This window comes from Streptomyces sp. NBC_01439, assembly GCF_036227605.1.
GTDB lineage: Bacteria > Actinomycetota > Actinomycetes > Streptomycetales > Streptomycetaceae > Streptomyces.
Window position 1 is genome coordinate 4,882,019 of the sequence record NZ_CP109487.1, and the last position, 23,010, is coordinate 4,905,028.

Here is a 23,010-nt window from a genome sequence, read left to right on the forward strand (position 1 = left end):
CACACCTCCCTTCAGTTTTCGTTGGGCCGACGGGTCAGCTGTCGAGGACGATCGTGGTCAGTGCGGCCGCCTTGGCGAGGGACTCCTCGCAGCTCAGGAAGTCCTCTCCGGCGCAGATCAGGTTGGCGTAGCGACTGAGGTAGCCCTCGGGCGGCAGCAGCAGCGTCGCCCCGGGCGCCACCATCACGTTCGTCTCGAGCAGCCCCGGTACGTCCCAGGGGGCGGGTACGTCGACCGAGCGGACCGTGCCGTTCTGCGGCGGGTACAGGAAGCGGATCCCGACGGTGCGGGACTCGGTCGGGGTCCACTCGGGGCGGACGCCGGCGGCCACGTCCGCGGCCAGCTCCCCGGGCTCCACGCCGGTGGCGAGGCTGCCGAGGTAGGGAATGAGGTCGCCGCCGAGGCGGGCGTTCACCTCGATGATCACCGGGCCGCGGGTGGTGAGCTTGACCTCCGTGTGGGTGATCCCGTAGCCGATGCCCAGTTCCCGGTGGGCGTCCCGCAGGACGCCGAGCAGTTCCTCGTCGGCGAGCAGCGGGTCGGTGGCGCTGACCACGTGGCCGGTCTCCTCGAAGTAGGGCGCGAGGCCCACTTCCTTGTGCGCGAGGAAGAGCGGGGTCCAGGCACCGTCGAAGACCGCTCCGTCGATGCTGATCTCGGGGCCCATGACGCACTCCTCGACCAGCACCCCGCCCTCGTAGTCGCTGTTCCCGCCGCGGCTGGCGGCGTCGGCGACCTCGAAGGCGGCGCGCACCCCCTCCGGGCCGTCGACCCGGATGACGCCGATGCTCGCGCCCATGCCGCGGGGCTTGAGGACGACCGGGTAGCCGAAGGAGTCCGCCGTGGCGAGGGCCGCCTCGGCGTCGGTCACGTACGCGAAGTGCGGCTGGGGCAGTCCGGCGGCGGTCAGCAGCTGCCGGGTGTGGTGCTTGTTGCGGCAGTTGTCGGCGCCGCGGGAGGTCAGGCCCGGCAGTCCGAGCCGCTCGGCTATCAGGGCGGTCGTCACCACGAGCGTCTCGTCGTAGCTGAACACGCCGACCACGCGGTGCTCGGCGGCCACCGCCTCGGCGGCCCTGATCAGTCCCTCCGTGTCGGGCACCAGGCGTTGCGGGTCGAGCAGTTCCACCGTGGTGGAGCCGAGCACGTACTGCTCCTGCCAGGTGGGGTCCGTCGCGTCCAGGATCCAGATCGGGCGGCGCCGGGCGGCGCCGGCGAGCAGGTACTCGCGGTAGGCGCGCTGTCCGCTGCCGACCAGGATCACCACGCCGTCTTCGGTCGTCTTGGCGTCATCCGTCATCTTCGTCACCTCGCGGAGTGGGTCAGGACCCGGTCGCCGGCCGTCGCGATCGCCGCGAGCTGCGGCTGGGCGATGGCCAGGTAGTCGGGGGTGGACAGGGCCACGGAGCGGTCCAGGCGGGCCGCGTTGAAATAGATCTCTTCGGTGAGGATCAGGCCCTCGTCGACGACGAGGTGCAGATCGGGGTGGAAGCTGAGCGGCATCACCGTGCCGCAGACGCTGCCGGCCAGGCGCTCGGCGATCTCGGGCGTGGCGAACGCCGTCCGCCCGCCGCCGAACAGTGCGCCGACGGCCTCCAGGTCGACCTGCCGGTCGCCGGGAACCACCGCGAGCACGTACTTGCCGACCCGCTTGGTGATGCTCACGCGGACGACGATGCACTTGGCGGCCTGCTCCAGCGGGTGGCCGCGCAGGACGCTGGCCAGGTCGGTCCGGCCCTCGGCCGGATGGTCGATCAGCCGGTAGCGGGCTTGATTGCTGTCGAGGAGGCCGATCAGCCGCTGGTACATCAGAGCACCTCGCCGACGTAGTGCCAGTCCTCGGGGTTGATCAGTCCGAAGGGGTTGATCGGAGCCACGCCCCTCAGGTCCTTGGCCACTTCCAGCAGACGGAAGGGGAAGTTGGGCATCCAGATGACCGGGACCTGCTGCGCGATGTAGTCCTGGTAGGCGTACAGGTCCTCCAGGTCGTCGCTGACCACGGTGCGGGCGATCAGCTCGTCCGCCTTCGGGTCGCTGTAGCTGCCGAAGTTCACCGAGGAACCGGTCGAGTAGAGCGCCTCACCGGTCGGGTAGAAACCGGGTCCGTAGCCCCAGCCGCCGTTCCAGTCGCTGAACTCCCACAAGCAGGGGCTGTCGGGGCCCGGGGTGCAGGTGGTGTCCTCCAGGACCAGGACGCTCGCCTCGACCTCGGTCAACACGATCTCGATGCCCGCCCCGGCGGCGTCGGCGGCGAATTTGCGCATGACCGCGGTCAGCGTCTCGTGCCCCTGGGCGTACCGCATCGAGAACCGCAGCGGGGTGCCGGCCGGGATGCCCTCGCCCGCTTCTCCCGCTCCGGTGCCCTCGCGGACGCAGGTGGCCGGGGTGGTGCTGGTGTCCCAGCCGTTCTCGGTCAGGAAGGCGCGGGCCGCCGCCACGTCGAAGGGGTACGGGTCCTCGTGCGCGGCGGGCGAGAGCAGCGGGCTGTCGGGCAGGGACGGGATGGGCCCGGTGGTCGGGTAGCCGTAGCCCTTGTAGACGTCGCGGACGGCGCCCCGGGAGTCGAGGCAGGACTGCAGGGCCTGGCGGAAGTAGAGCTGCTTGAAGATCTTTCCGGCAACGGTGGGGTTGTTGAAGTTGATCGGGAAGTAATGGATTTTGTAAGTGAGTTGGGGGACGAGGTCGTAGTGCTCGCCGAGCGGGTTGGGTCCGCCGACCAGCGGGTCCTCGGCCGGCTCGGTGACCTCGTCGAAGGGCAGGAAGCCGATCTGCACGCCGCCTTGGGCCTCGGGGCCGCGGCGGAGCATCTCGTACTGCTCGGTGTCCGAGCCGGTGGGCACCAGCCGGAACTCGTCCAGGTAGGGCTTGTTGGGGCCGGAGTAGGTCTCGTTCGGTACCAGGACGGCCTCGCCCGAGACGCCATCGATGGTGTAACTGCTCAGCTTCCAGGGTCCGTTGACCACGCTCCAGACGGGGCTGGTGTCCCAGCTCTTGCGCTCGTCGTTGCAGGCCCGCAGGTAGGCGTAGACCGCGGAGGCCTGCGCCGGGTCGTGGGTGGCGTCGGCCGGCCGGTCGTCGGCGGTGCGGTCCCATGCCTTCGGCAGCGGGGTGATGGTGCTGAACTGGTTCATCAGCACCCAGTTGTGCGAGTAGGCACGGTCGAAGGTGAAGCTGATCTTGTCCTCGGCGACCTTCTCGTAGCCGGTCAGGTTGTCCGGGAAGAAGCCCGGCGTGTAGCCGCCGAAGCCGTCCTTCTCGGCCTCCAGGAGGTGCATCCACAGCATCACGTTGTCGGCGGTGACGCTCTCGCCGTTCGACCACGCGTAGGGCTTGACCGTGATCGTCGCCGTGCGGCCGTCCTCGCTCCACTCGGGGGGCTCGGCGAGGCTGCGCTCGTAGTCGACCGTCGGCTGGCCGCCGGTGCCGTACCAGTACAGCGGCCGGTACATCAGGGTCTGGAACTCGTGCAGGTTGGCCACCCCGTAGTACTCGCCCGGGGTGAAGGGGAAGATGAAGACCGGGCTGAAGCCGCTGGTGCAGGCCCAGGTCACGCTGCCCCCGCGGAGCGGGGTGGTGGGCGGGGTCATGTCGGTACCTCCTCCAGTGCGGATATGCCGCTGTCCGAGTGGGCTCCGTAGCGCTCCCAGCGCTCGTTGAGCCGGATCCGTCCGTCGTCCAGGAACTCGGGGGTGCTCCAGCACCGTCCTGCGACCACCTCGCCGTTCGCGAGGACCATCGTGTAGGCGAATTCGAGGTTCCCGTCGGGCTCCACGCGCCCGTTGAGCGAGCCCCTGCGGACCTCGCCTCCGTCGAAGTCGGCCCAGAGCAGGTCGCCGTCCTGGCGGTAGTGGCCGACGGGGGCGTCCTCGCCCGCCGGGTAACCGGTGTTGCGGAAACTCCTGCCGTCGTAATCGATCACGGGCGTCGTATCTCCTGAGTGATGCATTTGACCGCGCCACCTGCCTTCAGCAGTTCGGACATGTCCACTGCGTGCACCGCGAAGCCGCGTTCGCGCAGCCGGTCGATCAGGTGCGTGGCGGTCTCCGTCACCACCACGTTCAGTCCGTCGCTCACCGCGTTCAGGCCGAAGGCGTCGGCGTCCTCACGGGTGGCGAGGATCGCGTCGGGGTACAGCTCCCGCAGCACCTCCCGGCTCTCTTCGGAGAAGGCGGCGGGGTAGTACGCCACCAGGTCCTCGTCGAGGACGAACAGCGCCGTGTCCAGGTGGTAGAAGCGCGGGTCGGTCAGGGTCAGGCCGACCACCGGGAGGCCGAAGAACTCACGGAGCTCCTCGTGCGCGCGGGGGTCGCTGCGGAATCCCGCGCCGGCCAGGATCCGCCGGCCGGCGGGGACGAAGTCGCCCTCGCCCTCGTTGACGTACTGCGGGACGTGGACGTCGGTGTAGCCGCGGGCTTCGAACCAGGCCCGGTGGGTGTCGGCCTCGGCCGCGCGCTCCCGGTGGCGGAACTTCGCGATGAGCACCTTGCCGTCGACCACGGTGGCGCCGTTGGCGGAGAACACCATGTCCGGCAGGCCCGGCACCGGGTCGATGGAGGAGACCTCGTGCCCGAACCCGAGGTAGAGGTCCCGGATCCGCTCCCACTGGGCGAGCGCCAGGGCGGCGTCCATGGGCTTCTCGGGGTTCATCCACGGGTTGATCGCGTAGGTCACCTCGAAGTGGGTCGGCCGGCACATCAGGTAGTGCCGCCGGGTGGCCGTGCGCCGCGGGGTCTCAGCCATGTTCCGGCCTCATCTCGGTGCGGATGCGGCCGGCCGCGACGTGCGCGGTGGTCAGTGCCTCGGTCAGGGAGGTCCCGGTGGCGCCGATGAAGCCGAGGATGTTGTTGCCCGCCGGCGGGCGCTTGATGACGGTCCCCGCCGTGGCCGTGATCTTGAGGAAGAACAGCGCGGGGTCCTCGGCCACCTCGGTTGGCACCTCGATGGACTCGACCGTTCCGGCCCCGCTGATCAGGCACATCGCGGCGGTGTGCACACCGGTGGGCGCGTAGTGCGAGACGTCGGGCCGGATGCCGCGCGCCACGTCCGACACGCACCGGATGGGGTCGTGGCCGGCGCTGATCCGCGCCATGTGGTCGAGACCACCGCCACCGGGGCGGATCGCTATCTCCAGGATGAAGGGCCGGCCCTGGTGGAACCTCACCTCGGCGTGGAGCACGGACCGGCGCAGTCCCTGGGCGTGCGCCGCGTCCCGGACCACCTCGTGGACCGCGGCGATCTGCTCGGGGGTCAGGGAGCTCGGCGCGTGGTGGACGTCGTCGTCGAAGGTCCCGCTCTCGACGGTGATCCGGTCCACGATGGAGCCGAGGTACACCTCGTCGTCCCAGGCCAGCGCCTCGATGAGGTGCTCGTGGCCGTCGAGGTAGCCCTCGACGATGATCCCGTTCGGGCCGAGGTCCAGTCCGTCGGCCTCCATCAGCGCCCAGGTCATGGTCTCGATGCCCGAGGTGGCGTCCGCGAAGCGGGCCCGCATCTCCTCGGGGTCGTCGACCTTGAACACGAAGTTGCTGGCGGCGCCCAGGGTGGGCTTGAGGATCAGCGGGTAGCCGAGCTCCTCACCGGCCGCCAGGGCGGCCGCGACGTCGGGGGCGTAGCGAAAGCCGGGGTGCGCGGCGCTGCCGCGCTCGTGGGCCTGTCGCATCAGCAGCTTGTTGCGGCTGGTCCGGGCGGCTTCGAAGCCGATGCTCGGCAGTCCGAGCGCTTCGGCGACGACCGCCACCGTGACGACCCCGGACTCCGAGAAGGTCAGGACCCCCTCGAACTCCTCCTCCGCGTGCCAGACCTTGGCGGCGGTGACGATGTCCTCGATCTGCTTGGAGCCGGCCATCCGGTAGCGCTCGGCGGGCCAGAAGTCCTCGGTGCCGATGCCGTTGAGGACGTGGACCTCGGCCCCGAGGGCCTCGATCTGCTGGTAGCGCGAGACGTAGTAGGTGGCGTTCTGGCTGGCCTCGATGGCGAGCAGTTTCATCTGTGCTCCTCCCCTCAGACCTTGGCCGGGACGGGCTCGGCGGCTTCGGCGGCGGGCACGGACACGGTCTCGGCGGCGGGCTCGGAAGCGAGTTCGGCGGCGGCAGCGGCCTCGGCGGCCTCGGCGGCGGCGACCTCACGGTCGTGCTTGCGTAGCGAGAGGATGGTGAGGGAGGCGATGACGACGACCAGGGCGGAGAGGGCGTAGAAGCCGTTCTTCACGTTGGTGGAGTCGACCAGGAGCGAGATCAGGACGACGGCGGTGGTGCCGGCCGCGAGGCCGAAGGCGTTGGTGGCGCCGAAGACGAATCCCGTCTTCTCCTCGGGCGCCGCGCTCATCAGGGCGGTGCGGGCCGAGATGCGGGCCACGCAGAAGGCGATGGCGGCGAAGGGGATGACGGCCATCATCGCGTAGAGGTGGACGGACTCCAGGGACAGCAGCACCGCGAAGGCGAGGTAGCCGATCAGGGCCGTCTTCAGCACGGTGGCCTTGGAGTTGATCTTCTTGAAGGCCCAGGCCGCGAACAGCGCGCCGATGCCGAACAGGGCGTCGACGATGCCGAGGTAGCCGGCGTTGGACTTGAAGCCGTCGATGACCAGGACCAGCATGATGCTGTTGCCGACGATGATGACGATGTTGCCGATGATGTAGAGCAGCGCGAGTCGGGCCAGCGGCGGGCGGGAGCCGGCTGCGGCGACGGCCGCGGCGGCCTTGGCCGCGGCCTCCGGGGCGCTGGTGCCGGCGCCGGCCGGACGGCGGCCGATGAAGAACAGCAGGGCGGCGGAGAGCAGGAACGTGATCGCGTTGAAGTAGAAGAGCGACGTGGTGCCGACCCAGACGATCACCCAGCCGCCGAGGGCCGCAGACGCGAGCGTGCCGGCCTGGATGGCGATCTCGGCGTTGCCGTTGAACTGGGCGAGCCGGGACTCCGGGATGCGCTCCTTGATCAGGGCGTTGCTGGCCGGGAAGAAGAGGGCCGCGGAGATCGACAGGACGAAGCTGGCCACGTAGCTGACGGTCGAGGGGTTGCCGCCGAGGGCCAGCCAGACCGGCAGGGCGATCGCGGCGGCCGCACTGGCCAGGTCCGAGATCATCGCCAGGGTGCGGCGGTCGAACCGGTCGGCGAGCTTGCCGAAGAAGAGGGACAGCGCCACCTGCGGAATGGTGACGGCGATCATCAGCCAGCTGACCGCGAGCATGGTGTTGGCCTCGGTGAAGACCAGGTAGGAGGCGGCGGTGAGCTGGATGCCGTTGCCCAGGTTGGTGATGAAGGTCGCGGGGATGAGCAGTCGTTCGGCCCGATTGGGACGGGCCGGGGCGATCGTGGACACAGTGCTCCTCGGAGGTCAGGCTCGGATGTCGGCCGGCTCGGCCACGGGCGCGAAGGCCCCGACCGCGGTGGACAGGAGGGGGAGTCGCAGCGGAGCAACGGGGTCGGTCGGGAAGGCACCGGCCGGCAGGCTCAGATCGGCGCCGGCCCGTTCGGCACGGGCCGCGAGGTCGACGAGCAGCGGAGCGGCGCACGCGGTCAACGTCCGGACGGCGAGAACCAGGTCACCGAGGTCGCTCGGGACGCCCACCGCCACCCGGTCCGCCTGCTTCAGCAGCCGGTCGAGGTGCACGACGATCAGGTCCGCGGCCCGGTGGAGGCTGAAGCTCTCCAGCTCGTAGTGGGAGCGGAACCGCTCGACGACGATTCCCGCCTCCTGCGCACCGGTCCCGGAGACCGGCAGCAGCGCGTCCGCCGGAACGCCCGCGAGCAGCTGGTCCAGCCGGCCCGCGAGGTGGTTCCACGGATCGACCAGCCGGGAGCTGGAGAGGCCGTCGAGCGCCTCCCGGCTGAAGTTCGTCCGGGAGTGCTCCGGCGCGGTGAGCGCCAGGTAGAAGCGCACCAGGTCGCGCGGTACCTCGGCCACCAGATCGGCGGCCCAGACCACGTGGCCTTTGCTTGTCGAGAACTTCTGGTTCTCCAGTTCGTAGAACTCGTTCGACACGATGGCGTGCGGCTCGACGTACCGGTCGCCGTGCGCCATCAGCAGGGCCAGGTGCGTCATGCCCCAGAAGTAGACGTTGTCGAATCCGAGGAAGTACACGAGGTCGATGCCGTGCTCGGACAGCCAGTGCTCGTCGAAGCGGTCGGTGTGCTCACCGAGCTGCTCGGCCGCGTACCAGGTGCAGTACATCGAGGCGGCCATGCCCTCGGCCCAGGCGTTGAGGACCTGCCCCGGGGTCTCGGTGAACGGCGCCGGGATGCCCCACGCGGTCGGGTAGGTGATCGGGAAGTCCGGCAGCGGGCGGTCCAGCGCCTCCCGGACGAGCTGCGCGGTGTGCGGGCGCAGCACGTCGCGGTGGCGGACGTAGTAGTCGGCGAGCCGGTCGCGGTACTCCTCCATCGGCAGCACGAGGATCTGCGCCTCGCGGTGGGTGACCACGGCGTCCGGGTCGACGGTGGAGCGGGGGCGCAGCAGTTCGTCGAAGTTGTTGGGGTGTCCGCAGGACTCGCACAGTCCGCCGCGGCTCTCCACGAGGCACACCGGGCAGTCGCCGGCGACCAGGCCCTCCATCAGGTACTCGCCGGTGGCCTCGACGTACGGCAGCAGCACCGTCTTGAGCCGGAAGGCCCCCTCGCTGTGGAGGTCGGTGACGAAGTCGATGACGGTCTGGCGGTAGCCCTTGTCGAAGGGGGCGAAGCCGTCGACGGAGACGCCGGCCGCCTCCAGGGTGGCGCGGATCTGGGTGGCGGAGCGCAGGGCCAGCTCCTCCGGGGTCAGACCGGCGCGGGCGGCGCTGGCGACCACGTAAGTCTGGCTGTCGTCGGTACCGCTGGTGAAGATCACCGGCCGGTCCGACGCCCGCAGGTAGCGTGCGTACACGTCGCCCGCCAGGTAGGGGCCCGCCAGGTGCCCGGTGTGCAGGTCCCCGTTCGGGGTGGGCGGCGGCGCGATGATGACCGTACGGCGTGTCATGCCTGGACTCCTTCGTGGCGGGCTGCGAACCGCTGGGTCATGTCGAGGTCCCACCAAACGCTGTACATCTCGAAGTCCTCGTCGGACTCGTTGATCACGCGGTGGTCGGAGCCGGGGGTGAAGTGGACGATGTCCCCGGTCGTGAAGGGCTTGCGGACACCGCCCGACTCCAGGACGGCGGAGCCGGCGACGGCGATGAAGATCTCGTACTCGTGGTGGGCGTGGGCGGTCGATGCGGTGCCGGGGCGGATCACGCACCAGGACCCTTCGAACGGGGCGTTGAGCTCGGGCCAGGGCAGGAGCCGCTGCGCATCGAGTCCGTTCTCGTGCGTCAGTCCTTCGCGGTGGAGTGGCTGGGTGAGCATGTGCTTCGGTCTCTCCTCGTCGGGCGGGTACGGCGCGTGTGGGGGTGCGCGGGTCTCAGACCGCGCCGGCGAGAGCGAGCTCCCGCACGTCCGGGATCTCCACGGAACGGGTCCGGCGGTGCGCCAGGATGTCCTCGGTGATCTCGGCGGAGCGGCCCGCGAGCACGCTGAGCAGCGAGTCGGCGATGCCGTGGGTGGCCTCGTTGACACCCTGCAGGTAGCAGGCGGCGGTCGCGGGACGGCCGAGGTCGAGCCGGTAGTTGCGGCTCACGTTGATCTCCTCGACACCGATCGACTCCGCGAGGGCCTTGACCGCCCACGGCATCTCGCGGACGAAGCCGGTGCCCAGGAGCACCAGGTCCGTGCGCATCTCCCGCTCGGCGCCCGACTTGCGGTCGACGAGGGTCAGGACGACCTCGTCGCCGTCCATCCGGGCGCCGGTCACGTCCGTCATGGCGTGCATGCCCAGGCGTTCCCGGCCGGTGCGGCGGTCCTGGTAGAACTGCCGGTACAGGCCGTCCAGGGTGGCGGGGGAGAGGCCGCCGTAGTTGGAGCGGTACATCTCGCCGAGGAGCTGCTGGCGGGCCTCGGGCGAGGAGCCGTAGAACTCGTCGATGAAGGACGTGTAGTAGAGCTCGTTGGTGAACTTGCTGCTCTCGTAGCCGTTCAGACCGATGGAGCGCATGATCATCGTCGGCTTGCACTCGGGCAGGTCCCGCAGCGCGGCGCCGAACAGCTCGGCCGCGCTCTGCGCCCCGCCGATCACCGCGACGCGGTGCGGCAGGTCGGCCCGCACCCCGGCGATGCGCTGCGTGTACTGGGTGCTGTGGATGACGCGCTCGGCCGGCAGACCGTCGAACACGGCGGGGACGTGGGCGTCACGGCCCGCACCGATCACGAGGTAGCGGCAGCCGATGGTGTCGCCGTCGGCAAGGGTGACCAGCCAGCCGGCGACCTCGCCGTCGTCGCCCGTCACCGCCTCGACACCGGCGCATTCGCGGCCGTATTCGACCTGCACCGTCTCCAGTTCATTGGCGACCCATTGCAGGTACTCGGATATCTCGCTGCGGTAAGGGACGAAACTCGCCAGGTTGACGAAGGCGTCAAGACGTGCCTGCGAGTGAAGGAAATTGACGAAGGAATATCTGCTGCACGGATTGCGCATGGTGACCAGGTCCTTGAGGAAGGACACCTGGCTGAGCGCGTCGGGCAGCAGCATGCCCCGCTGCCAGACGATGTCCTGCTCGCGCTCGATCAGCAGGGTGTCACCGGCCAGCTCGGGTGCGAGCTCCTCGACGGCGACCGCCAGCGCCAGGTTCGCCGGGCCTGCGCCGACTGCGAGCAGTTCGACATTGCGATGCGCCATGGAAGTACCTCCAGATGGAACAGGTGGACAGGTTCGTACGGTCAGGCAGGACGGTTCGCGTCCTTGCGTTGCCTTCCGGGTGATGACCACATTCCATGGCCGCGGCCGATTGCCCGGAAGCCTTCTCGGCCACGGACAATCAACTCGGCGACGGCCCTCGCGGGCGGGTTGATTGGCCGGTGTTCCCGATTACTTCCGGTCAACTCCGAGCCCCATTTCCATGGGGTCTTGTGATCAGTTGCGTCACACGCATCCGGCTGGCCGAACCATCCCTCGGGCAGCCGGGCTTCCATCGAAACCCCATGAGAAGGAGCCCTCGTGCCGCTCACCGAGCCCATCACCCCTGCCGGCGCGCTCTACCGTTCCGAGAGCCCCACACGGGTCGCCACGCGCCGACGTCTGCTGATGTGCCGGCCCCGGCACTACGACGTCACGTACTCGATCAACCCGTGGATGAATCCGCAGCACGCCACGGACAACGCGCTCGCCGTCAGCCAGTGGGAGGGACTGCGTGACCTGTACCTCGAACTCGGCCACGTGGTCGAGGAGATAGACCCCATCGAGGGCCTGCCCGACATGGTGTTCGCGGCCAACGGCGCCACCGTCGTCGACGGCAAGGTCTACGGGGCCCGGTTCCGGCACGCGGAGCGCACCGCCGAGGGACCCGCGTACCTGCGGTGGCTGGAGGGGCGCGGCTACACCGACTCGCTGTGGCCCGAATTCGTCAACGAGGGCGAGGGCGACATCCTCACCGTCGGCCGCCGCCTGCTGGCCGGTACCGGATTCCGCACGGACCCGCGCTCCCACCTGGAGGCGCAGGAGTTCTTCGGCCTCCCGGTCACCTCGCTGACCTTGGTGAACCCGGAGTACTACCACCTGGACACCGCACTCTCCGTGCTGTCCGAGGACGAGGTCATGTACTACCCGGCCGCCTTCTCCCAGGGCAGCCAGGCCGTACTGCGCGCCATGTTTCCCACGGCGATCTTGGCCACCGCCGAGGACGCCGCCGTCTTCGGCCTCAACGCCTTCTCCGACGGCCGCCACGTGCTCCTGCCGGCCGCGGCCACCGGCCTGCACGCCAAGCTGCGGGCACGCGGCTTCGAGCCGATCGGGGTCGAGCTCTCCGAGCTGCTCAAGGCCGGCGGCAGCGTCAAGTGCTGCACGCTGGAACTGCGCGATCGCTGACCGCGCAACCCTTGCGGCGGCGACGGTGTTCCTACCGTCGCCGCACGGCCCCGGCAGTGGGCCGGGTCGTGACGAACGAAGATCATGACGAACGAAGGAGTCCCGCCATGCCGACCCCCGGTCCGCTCAGCGGTGCCAGCGCCACGGTGGCGATCCATCCCACGCCCTTGGGGCCGCTCGTGCTCGCGGCGACGGACGACGCGCTCGTGCTGTGCTGCTACGGCACCACCGAAGAAGCCGCGGAGCGCCTGGCCCGGGCCGGACTGCGCCCGGCCGGACCGGGGGAGGCGGGCGCCCCGGGACAGAAGGTCCTGGACGAGGCCCGGGAACAGATCGACGCGTACCTGGCCGGTGCGCGCCGGGACTTCACCGTCGCGACGGACCTGCGGCTCGCCACCCCGTTCAGCCGGCGCACCAACCTGATGCTGGCCGAGTTCGTCCCGTACGGGACCACCGCGACCTACGCGGAGCTCGCCCGGGCCCTGAACCGGCCCGGCGCCGCGCGTGCCGTCGGCACGGCACTGGGAACGAATCCGCTGTGCGTGGTGCTGCCCTGCCACCGGATCATCGGCTCCACGGGCAGTCTCAGCGGCTACGCGGGAGGGCTGGAGGCCAAGCGCCATCTGCTCGCCCTCGAAGCCCCGGCCTCACCGGCCGCCTGAATCCGCCCTCCCCGCTGCAGAAAGCAGAGCATGTGAGCGCGTACGAGCCGTCCCAGCTCCCCGGCCTCGAACTGCCCGGCCCGGTCTTCGCCCCACCCGCACCAGGAACCCTCGACTGGACGGGGCTGGCCGCGGAACTGAACTCCGAGGGGGTGGCGGTGACCCCGCCGCTGCTGTCGCCCGAGCAGTGTGCGCAGCTGCGGGAACTCTTCGACCACCCCACGGCCTTCCGCGCCACCGTGACCATGGCGCGGCACCGCTTCGGCGAGGGCCTCTACCGCTACTTCGCCCACCCGCTGCCCGAACTCGTCCAGGACCTGAGGGAGCAGCTGTATCCGCCGCTGGCCCTGATCGCCAACGAGTGGGCGCGGCGCCTGGGGCAGCCGGCCTTCGCCCCGGACCACGAGGGACTGGTCGCGGCCTGCGCGGCCGCCGGACAGCACCGCCCGACCCCGCTCCTGCTCCGGTACGGGCGGGGCGGCTACAACTGTCTGCACCAGGACGTCTACGGTGACCTGACCTTCCCGCTCCAGGTCGCGATCATGCTCGACCGCCCGGACGAGGACTTCACCGGCGGGGAGAGCGTGTTCGTCGAACAGCGCCCGCGCGCCCAGTCCCGCCCGCTCGTCAGGCGGCCGACCCAGGGCCAGGGCCTGATCTTCACGGTCGACCACCGTCCGGTGCGTTCGGTGCGCGGCTGGAGCCGGGTGACGCTGCGGCACGGCGTGAGCGCCGTCCTCAGCGGGCAGCGGCACGTGCTGGGCGTCATCTTCCACGACGCGCGCTAGTTCCGAGGACGACATCTATACCCAACGCCGTTCAGTTAGGGGCGGGGGCTGTTCGTCAAGACCGATGAACGAGGCAGCGGAGCTGCTGTAGAAGAGGTTTGTCCTCCAAGACATCCTCACCACAGGAGCTCCGCTGTTGGAACAGGCTGCCATAACAAGGACGGTCAAGGTAGCGGCCGGGGTGTTCGCGCCTGGCCATATCGGCGAGCTGACCCGGATCGTGCCGTTCGAGATGGTCGATGAAGTGTTGGCGGCGAGCGGGGCCGTTCAGCGGCGGGTCCGGCTGGTACCGGCGCGAGTCACGGTGTACCTACTGCTGGCCGGGGCGTTGTTCGCCGAGCTGGGCTATCGGCAGGTCTTCGACCGATTGTGCGCGGGTCTGGCGGGCCTGGCGCCCACCAGACCGAGCGGCAGCGCGTTACGACAGGCCCGTCAGCGTGTGGGCGCGGCGCCGTTGAAGGCGCTGTTCGACCTGGTGCGTGGCCCGGTGGCCACGACGGCGGCCGCCATGCGGTGGCGCGGGCTGCTGGTGGTGGCGGTCGACGGCACGCTGCTGCCGGTGCCGGACGCCCCGGCGAACCTCGCTGTGTTCTCCAAACAGCGGTGCAATAACGGGGCCGGGGGCTATCCGCAGATCCGGCTGGTGGCGCTGGTGGCCTGCGGGACCCGGGCGGTGATCGGGGCGGCGTTCGGCCCTGCCGGCACCGGCGAGCTGGAGTACGCGGGCCGACTGGCGGGCGATCTGCGTGCCGGCATGCTGCTGCTGGGCGACCGGAACTTCGCTGCCACCGCACTGCTGAACCGCTTCGCCGCCACCGGCGCCGACCTGCTGGTGCGCTGCAAGTCCGGCCGGAGACTGCCACCGGTGGCCCACTGCGGCGACGGCTCATTCCTGGCCCGGCTGGGCGCACTGACCGTGCGGGTCATCGACGCCGAGATCAGCATCGCCACTTCCCGAGAGGTCCGCACCGGCCACTACCGGCTGCTGACCACCCTCACCGACCCGTCAACGCACCCGGCCGCCGAGCTCATCCGGCTCTACCACGAACGCTGGGAAATCGAGACTGCCTACGCGGAGCTGAAATCCACGATCCTGGGCGGACGGGTCCTGCGTGCCCGCACCCCGGCCGGGATCGACCAGGAGGTCTGGGCTCTCCTGGTCGCCTACCAGGCTCTGCGGACCGCGATGACGGATGCTACCGACAGCATCCCGGGCACCGACCCGGACCGGGCCGGCTTCACCGTCGCACTGTCCGCCGCCCGTGACCAGCTCGTCCTGGCCGCGGGCATCATCGCCGACACCGTCATCGACCTGGTCGGAGCCATCGGCCGCCACGTGCTGGCCCAGCTCCTGCCCCCACGGCGGGTCCGCACCAAAGACCGCATCGTCAAACGAGCGATCTCCAAATACAACGCCCGCGGACCCGCCATCGACCGGGCCACCTACAAGGCCACCATCAGCATCAACATGCTCACCACGGACCCTTGACGCCACCCAGCCCTGCCCTAACTGAACGGCGTTGCATCTATACCGGGAAGCGGCGGAATCATCCGCTCCGAGGACCCGGTTCCTGCCGCCCCGTTCCAGCGGACCGCCGCGGCGCGCGGTTCCCGCGGGTCAGCGCCGCGTGCCGCGCGCCCGCCCCCCGGCAGAACCGCCGCTCGCGCTGGAGTTCCGCTGGAGTTCCGCCCCACCGGGCTTCCGTACGGTCGCCTTGCGACGGAGCGCCGATCTTGACGGGCCGTCGTGCACCACGGCTGATCGGGCGGTCCAACGTGAGGAGCGGTGGAACATGCAGCACGTCCAGGGCGCACAGGTCTCGACATCAGGGCACGATCCCGGACCCGACGGTCCGGGCCTGTCGCTCAACAGCTCTCAACACCGGCTCATCACCGCGTCCCTGCAATCGCTGGCGCAGGAGATGAACGACATAGCCGAGCAGGCGTCCGCACTGCTCACGACACCGGCGGGCCGTCCGTCCACCGACTCCGAGGTCTTCACCCGGATCGCCCGCAGAACCGTTCCCCGCTGGCACTTCGCGATGCTGAACGACACCGAGCGCAATGACGCCCTGGCCGGCGCCTTGGCCCGTGGCGTGCCGTCCGGAGCGACCGTGCTGGACATCGGCTCGGGGAGCGGGCTGCTCGCCATGGCGGCGGCCCGAGCGGGCGCGGCGCGCGTCATCACCTGCGAGATGAATCCGCTGCTCGCGGAGGTGGCCCGGCAGGTGATCGACGCCCACGGCTTCAGCGACGTCATCACGGTGATCGGAAAGCCGTCGACCGCGCTGGAGATCGGCCGTGACCTCGACGGCCCGGTGGACGTACTGGTTTCGGAGATCGTCGACTGCGGGCTCATCGGCGAGGGCCTGCTGCCGTCGATCCGGCACGCGCGCCGGCACCTGCTGAAGCCCGGCGGGACCATGTTCCCCTCCGCGGCCCGGATCCTCGGCCGGCTGGTCAGCAGCGAGGACATCCTGCGGCTCAACCAGGTCACCACGGCCGGCGGGTTCGACGTCTCGCTGATGAACGCGCTCTCAACCCGGGGCCACCTGCCGGTGCGCCTCGGCACCTGGCCCCACCGGTTCCTGTCCGAGACCACCACGGTCGTCGAGTTCGACCTGGCCGAGGACCCCCTGGAGCCGGGCGAACGCCAGGTCGACCTCACCGCGAGCACCGACGGGGAAGCGCACGCCCTGGTCGTCTGGTTCGAGCTGGACATGGCGGCCGGCACCACGCTGACCAACGCCCCGGAGAACACCACGTCGCACTGGATGCAGGGCTGGGTCCCGCTGGAGAAGTCCGTCCAGGTGAAGGCCGGCGAGGGCGTCCCGCTCCGGCTCCGGTGGAGCGACTTCTCCCTCAGCGTGCACGTCTGACCGACACCGCCGGCGGGCCCACCCCCGTACCGCCGGCCGTACCTCCTGCGCATCCGGACCAAGGAGAACGCAATGAGTCACGCACCGCAGCACGTCCCGTTCGAACTCAGCGGCACCGAACTGCGCGACGCGATCGTGCAGTACGCCACGAACCCGATCTTCCTCGACAACCTGGACTGGCAGAACGACGACAACCCCTACCGCCGCCAGCTGCGCCCGCAGATCCTGCCCCACCTCGACTTCGACAAGGTGCCGGGCCGGGAGAACATCCTCGACTACACGAGCCTGGCCGTACAGCGCCTGCTCACCTCGATCTACGAGGCGGACCTGGTGTTCTTCCCCAAGTCCGGCCTGGAGGGCAAGGAGGAGGACTTCCGCGCGTTCTACAGTCCGGCCAACCGCGCGCTCGGGGAGCGAATACGACCGGCCCTGGAGCGGTACGCCTTCGGTTTCCTCGACGACGAGGTCGAGACGTCCGGAAAGTGGACCAGGGCGAGCCTGGACAGTTACCTCGACTCGCTCGACATGGGCGGCGGCGAGGAGCTGTCACCGATCGAGGCCGCCGTCACCGGCTCCACCGACCCCGCCCGCGCCGCCCGCATGTGGCTGGTGCAGTTCGCACCCGACTTCCTGTCCGAGGCGTCACCGATGATGCGCAACGTCCTCGGCTACTACGGGCCGGTCCAGTCCGAGTGGTTCAAGGTCGTCATCGACGAGTACGGCTACGGCGTGCACGACACCAAGCACAGCACCCTCTTCGAGCGGACCCTGGAGTCCGTCGGCCTGAAGTCCGACCTCCACCGGTACTGGCAGTACTACCTCAACAGCAGCCTGCTGCTGAACAACTACTTCCACTACCTGGGCAAGAACCACGAGCTGTTCTTCCGCTACGTCGGCGCCCTGTTCTACACGGAGAGCTCGCTGGTCGACTTCTGCCGGCGGGCCGACCGCCTGCTGCACGGCGTCTTCGGCGAATCGGTCGACACCACCTACTTCACCGAGCACGTCCACATCGACCAGCACCACGGCCGCATGGCGCGCGAGAAGATCATCGCGCCGCTCATCGAGGCGCACGGCGAGGGGATCATCCCCGAGATCGTCCGGGGCATCGAGGAGTACCGGGTGCTCCTGGAGGTCGCCGACCAGGACTTCGTCGCGCAGATCTCCTGGATGGACGACCAGCCGGAGCTCAAGAAGCTGCACGGCCCCGTCTACGAGGCCCTCAAGGAGGGTCGGGTCCAGGCGCCGGTGGCGCACCTGGTCGAGCCGTTCAACGAGCTGTCGAACACGCACTGCCACGAGGGCGACGAGCTCTGCCACATCGTCTCCGGCACCATGCGCTTCGAGAGCGGGCTCGGCTCGTCACTGACGCTGGAGGCGGGCGAGGGGGTCGTCATCCGGCGCAACCGGCTGCACGGCGCCGACATCCTGTCCGAGGAGTGCGTCTACGAGATCCACTCGGTGGGGGACTACCGCAAATGCCTGTAATGAGCTTCCCCGTCGCGGGGCGGGAGAACTGCGTGGTCGTCGCCGGGACGGCCTACGTGTACGCCACGGTCGACGGCCGCGGCTTCGTGATGAACGCCCAGTGCCCCCACCGCGGCGGCCCGCTCCACCTGGCCGGCGTGACACCGGACGCCGGCCGGCTGATCTGCCCCTGGCACGACCGCAAGACGTCCGCGGCGCGGCTGCGCAACGAGATCCCGGCCGTGCGGACCGGCAACCGGGTCACGGCGGTGTTCCCCGACCGTCCCGCCCGCCCCACGACGGCTCCGGCCGACGTATGCGGCCGCACCAGCCGTGAGTACCGGCCATTGTCGGCCGATCTCGCCCGCCCGGGCGCGGCGGTCTGATCCCATCCCGTTGCACCCGGCGCCGGACGTCCGGCGCCGGGTGCAACGGCCTGCACCGACCCGGTGTTCTACAGGTGGCGGCGCACCGGCAAAAGGCACGACGACGAACGAGGAGTGTGGACCATGGCGTGGGACGGCGAGAAGCCGCTTCTGCTGCTAATCGGAAGCAGCGGTCAGCGCAGCAGGGAGTTCATTCTGCGGACGGTGAGCAGGCGTTACGCGTTATGGCTCCTCCAGCCCGCACCGGTGAGCTGGGAAGAGCCGTACGTCGTGGGCTCCACGATCGTGGACAACACCGAGCCGGACGCACTGACGACGGCCGCCCGGCAGGTGGCCGCCGAGCACACCCTGGCCGGTGTGTTCTGCTACGACGAGGGACTCGTGACCCCCGCCGCGCACGTGGCGCAGGCGCTCGGGCTGCCGGGCAACTCCCCCGAGTCCGTCATCGCCTGCCGGGACAAGGCCGCCACGCGGTCCGCGCTGGAGACGGCCCGGGTACCGCAGCCCGCCTCGATCGGCGTACGGTCCCTGGCCGAGGCCCGGGCTGCGGCGGAGAAGATCGGCTTCCCCGTCGTGCTGAAGCCGCGCGGGCTGGCCGGCGGGATGGGCGTGCGCAAGGCCGACGGCCCCGATGACGTGGAGAGCGCCTACCGGGCGGCCTCCGGCGCCTCCTACCCCGGTGTTCCCGTCTTCGACGTGTCGGTGCTCGTCGAGGAGTTCGCCGACGGCCCCGAGATCAGCGTCGACGCGGTCTTCTTCGACGGGGAGTGCGTTCCGCTCGTCGTCGCCCGCAAGCAGGTCGGTCTGGCTCCCTTCTTCGAGGAGACGGGGCACGAGGTCGACGGGGCCGACCCGCTGCTGACCGATCCCGGGCTGCTGGAGGCGCTGCGGTCCGCGCACGCCGCGTTGGACTTCCACACCGGCGTCAGCCACACCGAGTTCCGCATCACCCCCGGCGGACTGCGCCTGATGGAGGTCAACGCCCGCCTCGGCGGGGACATGATTCCCTACCTCGGGGAGCTGGCCACCGGTGTCGACGTGGCGATGGCGGCGGCGGACACCGCCGCGGGCGTCCGCCCGAACACCGAGGTCCGCCACCGCAGGGCCGCGGCCATCGCCTTCCTGTACCCGGACCAGGACATCGAGATCGACGCCGTGACCGTCCACGAGGACCGCTTCCCGGCCGGTGTCCACAGCGCCGACGCGATGGCGGGTCCCGGCGCGGTACTGCGCCTGCCGCCGCGCGGCTACATCTCCCGCTACGCCCGCGTGATCGCCCTCGCCGACTCGGTCGAGCAGGCCCGCGCCGCCCTGTTGAGCGCCCCCGAGATCGTGGAGCTCGACTCCCGCCCGGCGGAGGTACCCGCTCCGTGACGAACACCGGACACGACTCTCCGGACGGCCGCAAGGCCGCCCGGCCGTCCGTCGTACAGACCCTGCGCGGGATCCCGGGACCGATCTGGCTGGTCCTGGCCGGCATGCTGATCAACCGGCTGGGCAATTTCCTCCAGATCTACCTGGTGCTCTACCTGACCGACAAGGGCTTCAGCACCTCCGCGGCCGCCTTCGCCCTCGGTGCGTACGGGGTGGGCTCGGTCGTCGGCGTCCTGGCGGGCGGCTCGATCTCGGACCGGGTCGGCTACGCGTGGACCATCGTCGGCTCCATGGCCCTCGCCGGTCTGCTCACCCTGAGTCTGGTCTTCCTCGACAGCCTGCCCATGGTGATCACGGTGGCCGCGGTGATCGGCATCGCCGCCCAGGCCTACCGGCCCGCCTCCTCGGCGCTGCTGGTGGAGGCCACCCCCGAGGAACACCACGTGATGGTGTTCGCGGTCTACCGCATGGCGTTCAACCTCGGCACCACCGCGGGCCCGCTGCTCGGCGCCCTGCTCATCAGCTACTCATACAACCTGATGTTCTACATCGACGCGGTGACGTCGGTCGGCTTCGCCCTCTTCGCCCTGGTCCTGGTGAAGACCGGCCAGGCCACCGCTCCCGGCGCCCGGGACCAGCAGGCCGACGGCGCTTCGTACCTGGCCGTGCTCCGCGACCGGCGCTACCTGCTGTTCCTCCTGGCGCTGTTCCTCAACGCCGTCGTCTACATCCAGCACACCTCCGCGCTGCCGCTCCAGCTCAAGGCGGACGGCCACGGACCGACCTTCTACTCCACCCTGCTCTCGCTGAACGCGGCCATGGTCATCTGCCTGGAACTGCTGTTCACCAAGTACGTGCAGCACCTGCCGGGTCGGTTCGCCGTCGCGCTGGGCGTCGGCCTGGTCGGCGTCGGCATGAACCTGTACGTGGCCGGTCCCGGCATGGCCGTGTTCGTGATCGCGACGGTGGTGTGGACGGTCGGCGAGATGATCGGCACCCCGACCGCCTCCGCCTGGCCCGGCAAGGTCGCCCCCGCACACCTGCGGGGCCGCTACATCGCGGCCTCCGCCTTCCCGATGCAGATCGGCTACGCCGTGGGCCCGGTGATCGGCATCGCGGCCTGGCAGGCCTCGGCCGCCTCCGTGTGGTGGCTGTGCGGAGTGCTGACCGCCGTCGCCGTCGTCGTCACCCTGATCGGCATGGCCGAACCCTCCGCCGACGGGAAGCGGCGTACCGCGGACGCCGATCCGGCGGCCGCCCCGGCACCCGCCGAAACACCCTGAGCCCCCTCCCCCGTGCCGCGGTTGCCCGGCACGCCGTGATCCGGAAGTGAGCGAAGCTGCCCATGGCCTACGCAGACGGCATCGAGAATTTCGTGAAGACGGTCGACGGCGCCCTGCCGCCGGACTTCTACACCTACCCCGTCGAACGACAGCGCGCCCTGTACGACGGGCTGACCGAGGTCCTCCCGATCCCCGTGCCCGAGGGCGTCAGCCACCGGGACGCGAGCGTCACCCACGGCGGGCGGACCGCCCGCATCCGCATCTACCAGCCGGCCCGGCGCACGGGCGACGCCGTGCTGTTCTACATACGCGGCGGCGGCTTCGTCATCGGCTCCCTCCACAGCCACCACAGCCTGGTCGCCGAACTCGCGCACCGCACCGGCCTGGTGGCGATCGCCCTCGACTTCGGCATGGCCCCGGAAAACCCGCACCCCGGCCCGCTGGAGGACTGTTACGCCGGACTGTGCGGCACCCTGGCCGACCTGCCCGCCCTCGGGCTCGACGGCATCGACCCCGAGGGCGCGGTGCTCTGCGGCGAGAGCTCCGGAGCCAACATGGCCGTCGTCCTCTCGATGATCGCCCGCGACCGGGGCGGCCCCCGGCTGCGCGGCCAGGCGGTGATCAGCCCGGTGCTCGACTTCACCCGGTGGCGGCACGGCGGCGAGGACGCGCCCCTGCTCTCCGGCGGGGAGATGGAGTTCTACACCGCCTGCTACTGCCCGGAGCCCGGGCAGGCGGAACTCCCGTACGTCTCGCCGCTGCTCACCGGCACCTTCCACGACCTGCCGCCGGCCTACGTCGTGGGCTGCGAAATGGACTCGCTGCGCGTGGACGCCGAGAAGTACACCACCCGGCTGCAACAGAACGGCACACCGGTGACGTACGTGATGGAGGAGGGGATGGTGCACGCCCCGGTGCGCGCCCGCCGGATCAGTGCGCCGGCCGGGGAGTTCTTCGCCCGCTACTGCGACGCCGTGGCCGCCCTGGCGGCCGGAGAGGCGGCCGGCCGTGACGAGCGCTGAGCGGACCCCGGACGCACCGCAGGGCCCCTGCGTGATCGTCGACCCGTACTCCTCGGGGGCGCTGTTCGCACAGACGCTCGCCGACCACGGCGTCCCGGTGGTGGCGGTGGTCACCGGCCCCCGGCCGCCGGAGGCCTACGCCTCCTCCTACCAGCCGCAGGACTTCCCCGAGATCATCGTCTACGAGGGCGACCTGGAGGCCGTCGCGCAGCGGCTGCGGGCGCTGGACCCGCGCTGTGTCGTGGCGGGCTGCGAGTCCGGGGTGGAACTGGCCGAACGGCTCGCACCGCTCGTGACGCCCGAGCGGTGCAACGTACCCGAACTCGCCGATGCCCGCAGGGACAAGAGCGCCATGGCGGCCGCCGCCCTGGCGGCGGGCCTGCCGGTCATCCCGCAGATCTGCACCGCCGACGCCGACGAGGTGGCGGCCTGGCTGGAGCGCGAGGGCCTGGCCGGGGCGGACCTGGTCGTCAAACCGCCCAAGAGCGCCAGCACGGACGGCGTGATCAAGCTGACCGGCGGAGAGGACTGGCGGAGCGTGTTCGCGCGCCAGCTCGGCCGGGTCAACCAGTTCGGCGAGGTCGACGACCGGCTCCTGGTCCAGAAGTTCGTCACCGGCACCGAATACGTGATCGACACCTTCAGCCACGACGGCAAGCACGCCGTGGTCGACGTGTGCGCCTACCGCAAGGTCGACAACGGTCCGCACATGGCCGTCTACGACACCATGCGCTGGCTCCCCCCGGACGATCCGGCCCTGCCCGGCCTCACGGAGTACGTCTTCGGCGTCCTGGACGCGGTGGGTCTGCGCTTCGGCTCAGCCCATGTCGAAGTGATGGGCACCGCGGAGGGACCGCTGCTCATCGAGCTCGGTGCCCGGCCGCACGGCGGCGGCCAGCCGCGGTTCAACCGCAACGCCACCGGCGACAGCCAGATCGACCGGACCGTGCGCTGGCTGACCGGGGGCGAACTCCCGCAGGGCTACGAGCTGCTCGTCCACCAGATGTGCGTCTTCCACATCGCGCCCCGCTCCGGAACCGTCCGCGGCACGGCCGCCCTCGACGTCGTCCGCGACCTGCCCAGCCACCACTTCTCGATCCAGAACCTGGCCGACGGCGATCACGTCCCCGCCACCCGGGACCTGGTCGACAGCCTCAACTTCGGATTCGTGATCCTCGCCCACCCCGACGCCGAGCAGATCCAGCGGGACTACGAGGCCGTCCGGGCCGCGGAGCGCCTGCTTTCCATCGAGGAGCAGCGATCAACACCGCCGCCTTCCTGATC

General features: G+C 70.3%; 21 protein-coding genes. 11 read left to right on the forward strand and 10 right to left on the reverse strand.

The features are described from left to right. Positions 1–34: 34 nt before the first annotated feature. The 10 genes from OG207_RS21850 to OG207_RS21895 are packed head-to-tail and all read right to left on the reverse strand — an operon-like array spanning position 35 to position 10,680. Positions 35–1,297, reverse strand: a complete 1,263-nt coding sequence (locus tag OG207_RS21850; RefSeq protein ID WP_329100164.1) for an ATP-grasp domain-containing protein — start codon at positions 1,295–1,297, stop codon at positions 35–37. Between the two features lie 5 nt (positions 1,298–1,302). Continuing rightward, entirely contained in the window at positions 1,303–1,806 is a 504-nt protein-coding gene (locus tag OG207_RS21855; RefSeq protein ID WP_329100165.1) for a YbaK/EbsC family protein, read from the reverse strand. Next, the gene (locus OG207_RS21860) at positions 1,806–3,584 is read right to left on the reverse strand and encodes an ABC transporter substrate-binding protein (protein ID WP_329100166.1); all 1,779 of its coding nucleotides are present in this window, start codon (positions 3,582–3,584) and stop codon (positions 1,806–1,808) included. Before OG207_RS21860 ends, OG207_RS21855 begins: the two co-directional genes overlap by 1 nt. After that, positions 3,581–3,916: a hypothetical protein gene (locus OG207_RS21865; RefSeq protein WP_329100167.1), complete on the reverse strand. Its 336-nt coding sequence runs from the start codon at positions 3,914–3,916 to the stop codon at positions 3,581–3,583. Before OG207_RS21865 ends, OG207_RS21860 begins: the two co-directional genes overlap by 4 nt. After that, a complete protein-coding gene (ddaH, locus tag OG207_RS21870; RefSeq protein ID WP_329100168.1) occupies positions 3,913–4,737 on the reverse strand; it encodes a dimethylargininase in 825 nt (274 codons plus the stop codon). The genes OG207_RS21865 and ddaH (OG207_RS21870) overlap by 4 nt, the downstream gene beginning before the upstream one ends. Next, a complete protein-coding gene (locus OG207_RS21875) occupies positions 4,730–5,983 on the reverse strand; it encodes an ATP-grasp domain-containing protein (RefSeq protein ID WP_329100169.1) in 1,254 nt (417 codons plus the stop codon). Before OG207_RS21875 ends, ddaH (OG207_RS21870) begins: the two co-directional genes overlap by 8 nt. A 14-nt stretch (positions 5,984–5,997) precedes the next feature. Continuing rightward, entirely contained in the window at positions 5,998–7,314 is a 1,317-nt protein-coding gene (locus OG207_RS21880; protein WP_329100170.1) for an MFS transporter, read from the reverse strand. Positions 7,315–7,329: 15 nt separating this feature from the next. After that, positions 7,330–8,949 (reverse strand): class I tRNA ligase family protein, encoded by a 1,620-nt coding sequence (locus OG207_RS21885; protein ID WP_329100171.1) that lies wholly within the window; start codon positions 8,947–8,949, stop codon positions 7,330–7,332. After that, positions 8,946–9,314, reverse strand: coding sequence for a cupin domain-containing protein (locus OG207_RS21890; protein ID WP_329100172.1), 369 nt, complete (start codon positions 9,312–9,314; stop codon positions 8,946–8,948). Before OG207_RS21890 ends, OG207_RS21885 begins: the two co-directional genes overlap by 4 nt. 55 nt (positions 9,315–9,369) lie before the next feature. Next, positions 9,370–10,680 carry a SidA/IucD/PvdA family monooxygenase gene (locus OG207_RS21895; RefSeq protein ID WP_329100173.1) on the reverse strand — a complete coding sequence of 437 codons (1,311 nt, stop codon included), beginning with the start codon at positions 10,678–10,680 and terminating at the stop codon, positions 9,370–9,372. Between the two features lie 318 nt (positions 10,681–10,998). On the opposite strand from OG207_RS21895, the gene ddaH (OG207_RS21900) reads away from it, so the two are divergent. The 11 genes from ddaH (OG207_RS21900) (at position 10,999) to OG207_RS21950 (ending at position 23,008) form a co-directional block, all read left to right on the forward strand. Continuing rightward, positions 10,999–11,865 (forward strand): dimethylargininase, encoded by an 867-nt coding sequence (gene ddaH, locus OG207_RS21900; RefSeq protein ID WP_402694728.1) that lies wholly within the window; start codon positions 10,999–11,001, stop codon positions 11,863–11,865. 107 nt (positions 11,866–11,972) lie between these two features. After that, positions 11,973–12,527 carry a methylated-DNA--[protein]-cysteine S-methyltransferase gene (locus OG207_RS21905; protein ID WP_329100174.1) on the forward strand — a complete coding sequence of 185 codons (555 nt, stop codon included), beginning with the start codon at positions 11,973–11,975 and terminating at the stop codon, positions 12,525–12,527. A 32-nt stretch (positions 12,528–12,559) separates the two neighbouring features. Further along, complete coding sequence (locus tag OG207_RS21910) at positions 12,560–13,315, forward strand: 2OG-Fe(II) oxygenase (protein WP_329100175.1); 756 nt, start codon at positions 12,560–12,562, stop codon at positions 13,313–13,315. Between the two features lie 136 nt (positions 13,316–13,451). Further along, positions 13,452–14,804 carry an IS4 family transposase gene (locus OG207_RS21915; protein ID WP_329096518.1) on the forward strand — a complete coding sequence of 451 codons (1,353 nt, stop codon included), beginning with the start codon at positions 13,452–13,454 and terminating at the stop codon, positions 14,802–14,804. A gap of 304 nt (positions 14,805–15,108) precedes the next feature. Then, positions 15,109–16,194, forward strand: coding sequence for a 50S ribosomal protein L11 methyltransferase (locus tag OG207_RS21920; protein ID WP_329100176.1), 1,086 nt, complete (start codon positions 15,109–15,111; stop codon positions 16,192–16,194). 72 nt (positions 16,195–16,266) lie between these two features. Further along, positions 16,267–17,682: an iron-containing redox enzyme family protein gene (locus OG207_RS21925; RefSeq protein ID WP_329100177.1), complete on the forward strand. Its 1,416-nt coding sequence runs from the start codon at positions 16,267–16,269 to the stop codon at positions 17,680–17,682. Then, positions 17,682–18,047 carry a Rieske 2Fe-2S domain-containing protein gene (locus OG207_RS21930; RefSeq protein ID WP_329100178.1) on the forward strand — a complete coding sequence of 122 codons (366 nt, stop codon included), beginning with the start codon at positions 17,682–17,684 and terminating at the stop codon, positions 18,045–18,047. Before OG207_RS21925 ends, OG207_RS21930 begins: the two co-directional genes overlap by 1 nt. Positions 18,048–18,251: 204 nt before the next feature. Further along, positions 18,252–19,421 carry an ATP-grasp domain-containing protein gene (locus tag OG207_RS21935; RefSeq protein ID WP_329100179.1) on the forward strand — a complete coding sequence of 390 codons (1,170 nt, stop codon included), beginning with the start codon at positions 18,252–18,254 and terminating at the stop codon, positions 19,419–19,421. Next, a complete protein-coding gene (locus tag OG207_RS21940; protein ID WP_329100180.1) occupies positions 19,418–20,704 on the forward strand; it encodes an MDR family MFS transporter in 1,287 nt (428 codons plus the stop codon). The genes OG207_RS21935 and OG207_RS21940 overlap by 4 nt, the downstream gene beginning before the upstream one ends. 62 nt (positions 20,705–20,766) lie before the next feature. Next, positions 20,767–21,726 carry an alpha/beta hydrolase gene (locus OG207_RS21945; protein WP_329100181.1) on the forward strand — a complete coding sequence of 320 codons (960 nt, stop codon included), beginning with the start codon at positions 20,767–20,769 and terminating at the stop codon, positions 21,724–21,726. Next, a complete protein-coding gene (locus tag OG207_RS21950; protein WP_329100182.1) occupies positions 21,713–23,008 on the forward strand; it encodes an ATP-grasp domain-containing protein in 1,296 nt (431 codons plus the stop codon). The genes OG207_RS21945 and OG207_RS21950 overlap by 14 nt, the downstream gene beginning before the upstream one ends. The last annotated feature ends 2 nt before the right edge of the window (positions 23,009–23,010 follow it).